7 protein-coding genes, 2 tRNA genes and 1 pseudogene are annotated in these 7,530 nt (G+C 65.1%); 3 read left to right on the forward strand and 7 right to left on the reverse strand.

What is annotated here, in order from left to right; genetic code table 11:
- The 7 genes and pseudogenes from KGM94_RS21730 to aroA form a co-directional block, all read right to left on the reverse strand.
- A pseudogene (locus KGM94_RS21730) lies at nt 1–243 on the reverse strand (N-(5'-phosphoribosyl)anthranilate isomerase); the annotation flags it as partial.
- Nucleotides 244–307: 64 nt separating this feature from the next.
- Nucleotides 308–712 (reverse strand): LapA family protein, encoded by a 405-nt coding sequence (locus KGM94_RS21735; protein WP_300263972.1) that lies wholly within the window; start codon nt 710–712, stop codon nt 308–310.
- Nucleotides 713–784: 72 nt separating this feature from the next.
- Nucleotides 785–1,084, reverse strand: a complete 300-nt coding sequence (locus KGM94_RS21740; protein ID WP_300263974.1) for an integration host factor subunit beta — start codon at nt 1,082–1,084, stop codon at nt 785–787.
- A gap of 173 nt (nt 1,085–1,257) precedes the next feature.
- Complete coding sequence (sppA, locus tag KGM94_RS21745) at nt 1,258–2,238, reverse strand: signal peptide peptidase SppA (protein WP_300263976.1); 981 nt, start codon at nt 2,236–2,238, stop codon at nt 1,258–1,260.
- Between the two features lie 272 nt (nt 2,239–2,510).
- Nucleotides 2,511–4,220 carry a 30S ribosomal protein S1 gene (rpsA, locus tag KGM94_RS21750; RefSeq protein ID WP_300263978.1) on the reverse strand — a complete coding sequence of 570 codons (1,710 nt, stop codon included), beginning with the start codon at nt 4,218–4,220 and terminating at the stop codon, nt 2,511–2,513.
- Between the two features lie 271 nt (nt 4,221–4,491).
- Nucleotides 4,492–5,130: a (d)CMP kinase gene (cmk, locus tag KGM94_RS21755; protein WP_300263980.1), complete on the reverse strand. Its 639-nt coding sequence runs from the start codon at nt 5,128–5,130 to the stop codon at nt 4,492–4,494.
- Nucleotides 5,127–6,464 carry a 3-phosphoshikimate 1-carboxyvinyltransferase gene (aroA, locus tag KGM94_RS21760; protein WP_300263982.1) on the reverse strand — a complete coding sequence of 446 codons (1,338 nt, stop codon included), beginning with the start codon at nt 6,462–6,464 and terminating at the stop codon, nt 5,127–5,129. The genes cmk and aroA overlap by 4 nt, the downstream gene beginning before the upstream one ends.
- Nucleotides 6,465–6,638: 174 nt before the next feature.
- On the opposite strand from aroA, the gene KGM94_RS21765 reads away from it, so the two are divergent.
- From KGM94_RS21765 to KGM94_RS21775, 3 genes are all read left to right on the forward strand, one after another.
- The gene (locus KGM94_RS21765; RefSeq protein WP_300263984.1) at nt 6,639–7,049 is read left to right on the forward strand and encodes a TIGR02300 family protein; all 411 of its coding nucleotides are present in this window, start codon (nt 6,639–6,641) and stop codon (nt 7,047–7,049) included.
- Between the two features lie 98 nt (nt 7,050–7,147).
- Nucleotides 7,148–7,223: transfer RNA gene (locus KGM94_RS21770), tRNA-Ala, on the forward strand.
- Between the two features lie 113 nt (nt 7,224–7,336).
- Nucleotides 7,337–7,412: transfer RNA gene (locus KGM94_RS21775), tRNA-Glu, on the forward strand.
- Nucleotides 7,413–7,530: the final 118 nt, after the last annotated feature.

Raw genomic sequence — 7,530 nt, forward strand, 5'->3', positions numbered from 1 at the left:
GAAGATGTCGGGCGACAGGGCATCCATGATGTTGTCCAAGGTCGCGTCGTCGGCATCGACCGTGAGCGCGACCTTCAGCGCGCGCCGCTTCGCCTGGCGGCCGAGATCGCGGCCGGCCTCCAGCGACAAATGTCGCGGCGAGGGCGGAAAGAACACGAACCCCACCATGTCGGCGCCCGCATCGAGCGCCGTTTGCAGCGTCTCGGGCGTGGACAGGCCGCAGATTTTGACGAGCAGGGACATGGTCTCGCGCCGGGTGGAAGCCGCACGCAGGGCGGCCGGAAACAGGGCTTTTGCTGCGGCGCTTCTACAACGTCGCGCGCTGCTTGTCTCGCCCGACGGGACCGTAGAGGCCCGCGCCCGACGGGGCCGGCAGGCGCTGCGGGTCTTGTCGCTGACCCTGCCGCGCAGCGGCCACGGACGCCCGCAGATCCGCCAGTTCGATGCGCGCGCTGCGCGCGTCCGCCTCGTGCCGGCGCGCCGCTTTCCGCCAATGCCGCTGGCCGAACCAGGTGGCAAGGCCTCCGGCCACGACGCCGAGGATCGCCACCACGATCAGCAGCGCGAACAGCGGCAGCGAGAGCGACAGGGCGGAATCGGCCGAATCGAAGGGATTGAAGGAGACCGTGACGAAATGCCGGTTGGCGACCGCGAAGGTCACGAAGACTAGGCCCAGCGGGATGACGATCAGCGCGGTCAGGAATTTTCGCATCGCGCTTCGCTCGCCTCGAATCAAGCCTGCGGCCGCATCATGCGGCCAGCGTGGCGGAACCGGACCGGTCAGCTAGCCGCCGGCGTCCGGATTGTCGCGGTTCAGCCGCTCGCGCATTTCCTTGCCGGTCTTGAAGAACGGAACGCTCTTCTGATCGACCGGAACATGGGCGCCGGTGCGCGGATTGCGGCCGGCGCGCGCCGGACGATGCTTCACCGAGAAGGCACCGAAGCCGCGCAACTCGACGCGGTCACCGCGCGCGAGAGCCGCCACGATCTCTTCGAGGATCGCATTCACAATGTTCTCGACATCCCGCTGGTAGAGGTGCGGGTTGTGCTCGGCGATACGCTGAACAAGTTCGGATTTGATCATCGAGAGATAGGATCCGGGAAGGTGCGGATAGCCATTTCCGTGAAAATGCCTTGAACTGTCAAGACGCTAAATCAAGTTTGCGCGGCGCGAAATGACGTGACAAGCCCCGAAAGGGGGGTCTTTGGCAGCACTCGCTGAGCGGGTGTTCCCCGCCCTCTTCGCCGGGTTCCCGGTCAATTTGACGCCGCGGGCTGCCAAAGCGCGAGCATTCCGTCCATTCCCAGCCGGTCGACGGCCTGCGCAACGCCGCTCTGCTCGATCTGATGCGCAATCGAGCTCAGGCCGACCGCTTCGAGCGTCACGGCGGCCGCCGCCCGCAAGAATGACAGATCGCCCAGGTGCGGATGCAGCTTGTAGTCGCGGACCGGCAGGCCCTTCTTGACGCCCTTCTGCTCCACGAGCCAGGTCACCGCCGTCTTTTCGTCGCCGAGCTGGTCGACGAGCTTCAGATCGATCGCCTGCCGCCCGGTGAAGACCCGGCCGTCGGAGACCTTCTCGAGCTGTGCATCGTCCATGCCGCGCCGAACCTTCACCATCCCCTTGAACCAGGCGTAGGAGTCCTTCACCAGCGCATCGAGCGCAGCCCGCGCTTCGGGACTGGTGGGCTCAAAACCGTTCGGCGCGGCTTTCAGCGGCGAGGATTTTACCTCCTCGACCTTGACGCCGATCGTCTTCAGGAGATCGGCGACGTTGGGAAACTGAAACAGCACGCCTATCGATCCCACCAAGGAACTCTGCTGCGCGACGATGTGGTCGGCCGCGATCGCGGTGATGTAGCCGCCGGAGGCGGCAAGACCTTCGACCACGACGACCAGCGGCTTCTTCGCCTTCAGCCGCGTCAGTGAATCATAGAGCTGCTCGGAGCCGGCGGTGGTGCCGCCCGGCGAATTGATGTGCACGACGACCGCGGCGGCGCGCGAATTCTCCAGCCGCTCCAGCGCCTCGACCCGATCGGCATCGCTCCGGATCAGGCCGTCGATGTGAACGCGCGCGATGGCGCCGGCGGACGCGAACGAGCCGCCCGCGCCCGGCGTCGCGATCAGCGCCACGCCCGCAATCGCCGCGACCGCGATCAGCGCGGCGGTAACCCGCCAGAAGGTCAGCTTGCGCCGGATCCTGCGGCGATCGACGATGATGTCCGAATCGAGCGACATCGGAAAATCTCCAAAAAGGGTCAAACGCGTTTTGCCGTCACAGCGTGACCATCGGCTTATCTGGATACATCAATTGCGTTGCAATTTGAAGAAATGAAGGCCTGGTCTGGCCTCTTGCTCCGCAGGTGTAGCCCGGATGGAGCGCAGCGCAATCCGGGATCAGGCCATCCGCGGAGGGCCCCGGATTTCGCTGCGCTCCATCCAGGCTACGAACCAACAAAAAGCCCCGGCTTGCGCCGGGGCTTTCGGTGCCTTGCCGAACAGGCGTCGGCTTACTTGTTCTCGCCGCGATTCTTGAGCGCGGTGCCGAGGATGTCGCCGAGGGTCGCACCCGAATCGGAGGAGCCATACTGGGCGATGGCCTCCTTCTCTTCGGCGACTTCGAGCGCCTTGATCGACACCTGGACCTTGCGGGCCTTCTTGTCGAACTGGATCACCCGCGCATCGACCTTCTCACCGACGGCGAAGCGTTCGGCGCGCTGGTCGTTGCGGTCACGGGCAAGCTCGGAGCGCTTGATGAAGGTGTTGAAGTCGGTCCCGACGATCTTCACCTCGATACCGCTCTCCTTCACCTCGAGCACTTCGCAGGTCACGACCGCGCCCTTCTTGACGTCGCCCGGCTCGGCGAAGGGGTCGCCTTCAAGCTGTTTGATTCCGAGAGAAATGCGCTCCTTCTCGACGTCCACGTCGAGCACCACGGCCTTGACCATGTCGCCCTTCTTGAAGTTGTCGATCACCTGCTCGCCCGGAACCTTCCAGTCGAGGTCGGAGAGGTGGACCATGCCGTCGACGTCGCCTTCGAGACCCAGGAACAGGCCGAACTCGGTCTTGTTCTTGACCTCGCCCTCGACCGTCGAGCCGACCGGGTGCTTCTCGACGAAGACCTCCCAGGGATTGCGCATGGTCTGCTTGAGGCCGAGCGAGATGCGGCGCTTGACCGAATCGACCTCGAGCACCTGCACCTCGACTTCCTGCGAGGTCGAGACGATCTTGCCGGGGTGCATGTTCTTCTTGGTCCACGACATCTCGGAGACGTGGATCAGCCCTTCGATGCCCGGCTCGAGCTCGACGAACGCGCCGTAGTCGGTGATGTTGGTGACGCGGCCGGTGAAGCGCGCACCCAGCGGGTACTTGGCTTCGATGCCCTGCCACGGGTCATCCAGGAGCTGCTTCATGCCGAGCGAGATGCGGTGGGTCTCGTGGTTGATCTTGATGATCTTGACCTTCACCGTCTGGCCGATCGACAGCACCTCGGTCGGATGGTTGACGCGACGCCAGGCGATGTCGGTGACGTGCAGGAGGCCGTCGATGCCGCCGAGGTCGACGAACGCACCGTAGTCGGTGATGTTCTTGACCACGCCGTCGATCACCTGACCCTCTTCGAGGTTCTGCACGAGCTCCTGGCGCTGCTCGGCGCGGGTCTCTTCCAGCACGGTGCGGCGGGACACGACGATGTTGCCGCGGCGGCGATCCATCTTGAGGATCTGGAACGGCTGGGAGTTGTTCATCAGCGGCGCGACGTCGCGGATGGGACGGATGTCGACCTGCGAGCGCGGCAGGAAGGCCACGGCGCCGTCGAGGTCGACGGTGAAGCCGCCCTTGACCTGGTTGAAGATGACGCCGTTGACCTTCTCGTTGTTCTGGAACGCCTTCTCGAGCTTGCCCCAGCTCTCCTCGCGGCGCGCCTTGTCGCGCGACAGCACGGCCTCGCCGAGCGCGTTCTCGATGCGATCGAGGAACACTTCGACCTCGTCGCCGACCTTGAGGTCGCTTTCACGGCCGGGGCCGGAAAATTCGCGCAGCGCGACGCGGCCCTCGGTCTTCAGGCCGACGTCGATGACGGCCATGTCCTTTTCAATCGCAACCACCTTGCCCTTGACGACGGAGCTTTCCTGCAGGTTGCCGCCGGCGAAGGACTCATCGAGCATCGCGGCGAAATCGTCACGCGTCGGGCTGTAGGTATTCGCAGAAGTCGAAGCCATTTGTTCTCCAGTTGCGGACGTCTTGCCGGCCATCGGGTTTATGGGCGCATCGGGCGCGCAGTGTCGGAAGGTCCGCAAGACCTTCGAGCGACCGCTCGTTGCTTCGGCGTGCGCCGACAGCAGCGGAAGCGGGCCGGCCAAAGCCCGCGCGTTCGATGCGTATGAAATCTTTGTCCGGAGCCTGATGTCGCCGGTCCCAAAAACGAGAGGGGACCGGGGTATCAACCTTCGAGGGCGGGAGCGGGCTTTTTCCTCCAAAGACGGAAGCGGCTTAACCCCGCTTCCGGCCCGCTCGGACGGCCTCGATGATGTCGATGGCGGCCCGGACGCCGCCTTCTATATCCAGTTGGGAGTTATCAAGCAAGTAAGCATCCGGGGCGGGCTTTAAGGGCGCGATCGGCCGGTTCTTGTCGCGTTCGTCGCGCTGGATGATGTCGGCCAGGACCGCCGCCTCGTCGGCGTCCTCGCCCCGCGCCCGCGCCTCCATGGTGCGGCGTCGGGCCCGGACCACGGGGTCGGCGACGACGAAAATCTTCACATCGGCGTTCGGGCAGATCACGGTTCCAATGTCGCGGCCGTCGAGCACGGCCCCGGGCGGGTCGGCGGCGAACTGCCGCTGGAAATTGACCAGGACCTCGCGGACCCTGGGAATCGCCGAGACCACCGAGGCGCCCTCGCCCACTTTCTGCGTCTTCAGGACGGGGTTGCCGAATTTTTCGGGATCGAGTTCCAGGGCGGCGGCGACGGCGGCCGCCTCGTCATGCAGGTCGACGCCCCCCTGCATCAGGGCATAGGCGACCGCGCGATAGATCACGCCGGTATCGAGGTGGCGAAAGCCGTAGTGATGGGCGAGGCGCTTGCCGAGCGTGCCCTTGCCGGAGGCCGCAGGCCCGTCGATGGCGATGATCATGACAAATCGGCCCCCAGCGCGCGCATCATCGGAATGAAGTCCGGGAAGCTTGTGGCGATGAAGGCGGTGTCGTCGACCTTCACGGGTTGGTCGGAGGCGCAGCCCATCACCAGCGCGGACATCGCGATGCGATGATCCATGTGCGTGGCGACGAGGCCGCCGCCCGGCACATGGCCCCGGCCCTCGACGATCAAATCGTCGCCGGAGATCTCGACCTTGACGCCGTTGACCCGCAGCATGTCGGCGGTCGCCGCCAGCCGGTCGGATTCCTTGACGCGCAGCTCGTGCAGGCCGCGCATGATGGTGGTGCCCTCGGCGAAGGAGGCCGCAACCGCCAGCACCAGATATTCGTCGATCATCGAGGGGGCGCGCTCCGGCGGCACCTCGACGCCGCGCAGCCTCGAGGCGCGCACGCGCAATTGCGCCATCGGCTCGCCGGCATCGCCCCGGACATCGCTCTCCTCGATCGAGGCCCCCATCTCGCGCAGCGTCGTGAACAGGCCCGTGCGCAGCGGATTGGTCATCACGTCGGTGAGCACGAGGTCGGAGCCCTCGACGATCAGCGCCGCGACGATCGGAAAGGCCGCCGAGGACGGATCGGCCGGCACCACGACCCTGGCCCCGTGTAATTCGGGCTGGCCGACGAGTGCAACGCGGCGGCCATGCGCACCTTCCGCGATCGAGGTGATGTCGGCGCCGAAATGGCGGAGCATCAACTCGGTGTGGTCGCGGCTCGCCTCGCTCTCGATCACGGTGGTGGTGCCGGGCGCGGCGAGGCCGGCCAGCAGCACAGCCGACTTGATCTGCGCCGAGGCGACGGGCGTCTTGTAGGTGATCGGCAGCGGATCGCGGGCGCCCTGCAGCGTCAGCGGCAGCCGGCCCCCCTCGCCCCCTGCCACTACCCTGGCGCCCATCTTCTCCAGGGGATCGAGCACGCGCCGCATCGGACGGCTGCGCAGCGAGGCATCGCCGTCGAACACCGCCGAGATCGGGCAACCGGCGACCGCTCCCATGACCAGCCGGCACCCGGTACCGGAGTTCCCGAAATCGAGGGGCGCCGTGGGCTGGGCAAAGCCGGCGACGCCGACGCCGCGCACCGACCAGGCGAAATCGCCGGTCCGTTCCACCCTTGCCCCCAGCGCGCGCATGGATTTGGCAGTGTTGAGGACGTCCTCGCCCTCCAGCAGGCCCGAAATCCGGCTCTCGCCGACCGAAAGCGCCCCCAGGATGAGAGCGCGGTGGGAGATGGACTTGTCCCCGGGCACCCGGACTTTGCCGGCCAGCGGGCCGCCGGCGCGCGACTGGAGCGGCCTCGGTTGGTCGGAATGGCTCAAGATGCGTTCCTGGAATCTGCCCCTGAACCTGCGCCGGGGGCTCTCGGGCGGGCAGGTACCACATGGGCCGGGCGCCGTCACCGGCATGTCGTTCTTCTGGAAAGCGCTATTGACAGCGGGCCGCCAACTAGCCAAGTGAAGCACCGCTCTTCAGACATTCCCAGGATTTTTGCCGTGGCCAAGTCCGAACTCGGAACCAAGCGCATTTGCCCGACCACGGGCAAGAAGTTCTATGACCTCAACAAGAATCCCGTGATCTCGCCCTATACCGGCGAAGTGGTGCCGATTGCGCCGGTAGCGCCGGTCCGCAGCCCCCGCGGCGAGGCCGCCCGGGCCCCCATGGCCCCGGACACCGCGCCGGAGCCGGCGGAGGCCGAGGAGTTGGTGTCGCTCGAGGAGGCCGATGCCGAGGAGAATACCGGCAAGGTCAAGGCGGTCGTGCCGGAGTCCGAGGACGACATCGAGATCGACGAGACCCTCGAAGACGACGATGACGATGATTCGACCTTCATCGCCGACGAGGAAGAGGGCGACGAGGACGTGACCGACATCATCGGCGATGTCGGCGGCGACGAAGAGACTTGAGATCGGCAACGATCTGTGTTCAACGGTGCTGCTCCGAGGGTTGCCCAAGACCCGGGAGCGAATGACCGGCAAGGCCGTTCGAAATATTCAAGGCTAATGGGGCCATAGCTCAGCTGGGAGAGCGCTTGCATGGCATGCAAGAGGTCGGCGGTTCGATCCCGCCTGGCTCCACCAGCCTTTGTTAAAGCTTCGGCTGGCACGCCAGCCACTTGCTTAACGTTCTGCCGGTACTTGTAAAGGCAGACTGGCACGCCAGTGAGGGATGTAAGACCTGTTTTATCCATGTAGTCCCCATCGTCTAGAGGCCTAGGACACTGCCCTTTCACGGCGGCAACAGGGGTTCGAATCCCCTTGGGGACGCCATCTTTCTTTAATTTTTAAGGTTAGTATGCGCATCCAAACTGCTCCTATTTTTACATGTATGGTAGGAGTTGGAGTCGTTCTTTGTATTCTGTTTGCCTTTTATTTCCGCTTAGCCAGT

Origin of the sequence: Bradyrhizobium sp., from assembly GCF_028868675.1 — a bacterium.
Lineage (GTDB): Bacteria > Pseudomonadota > Alphaproteobacteria > Rhizobiales > Xanthobacteraceae > Bradyrhizobium.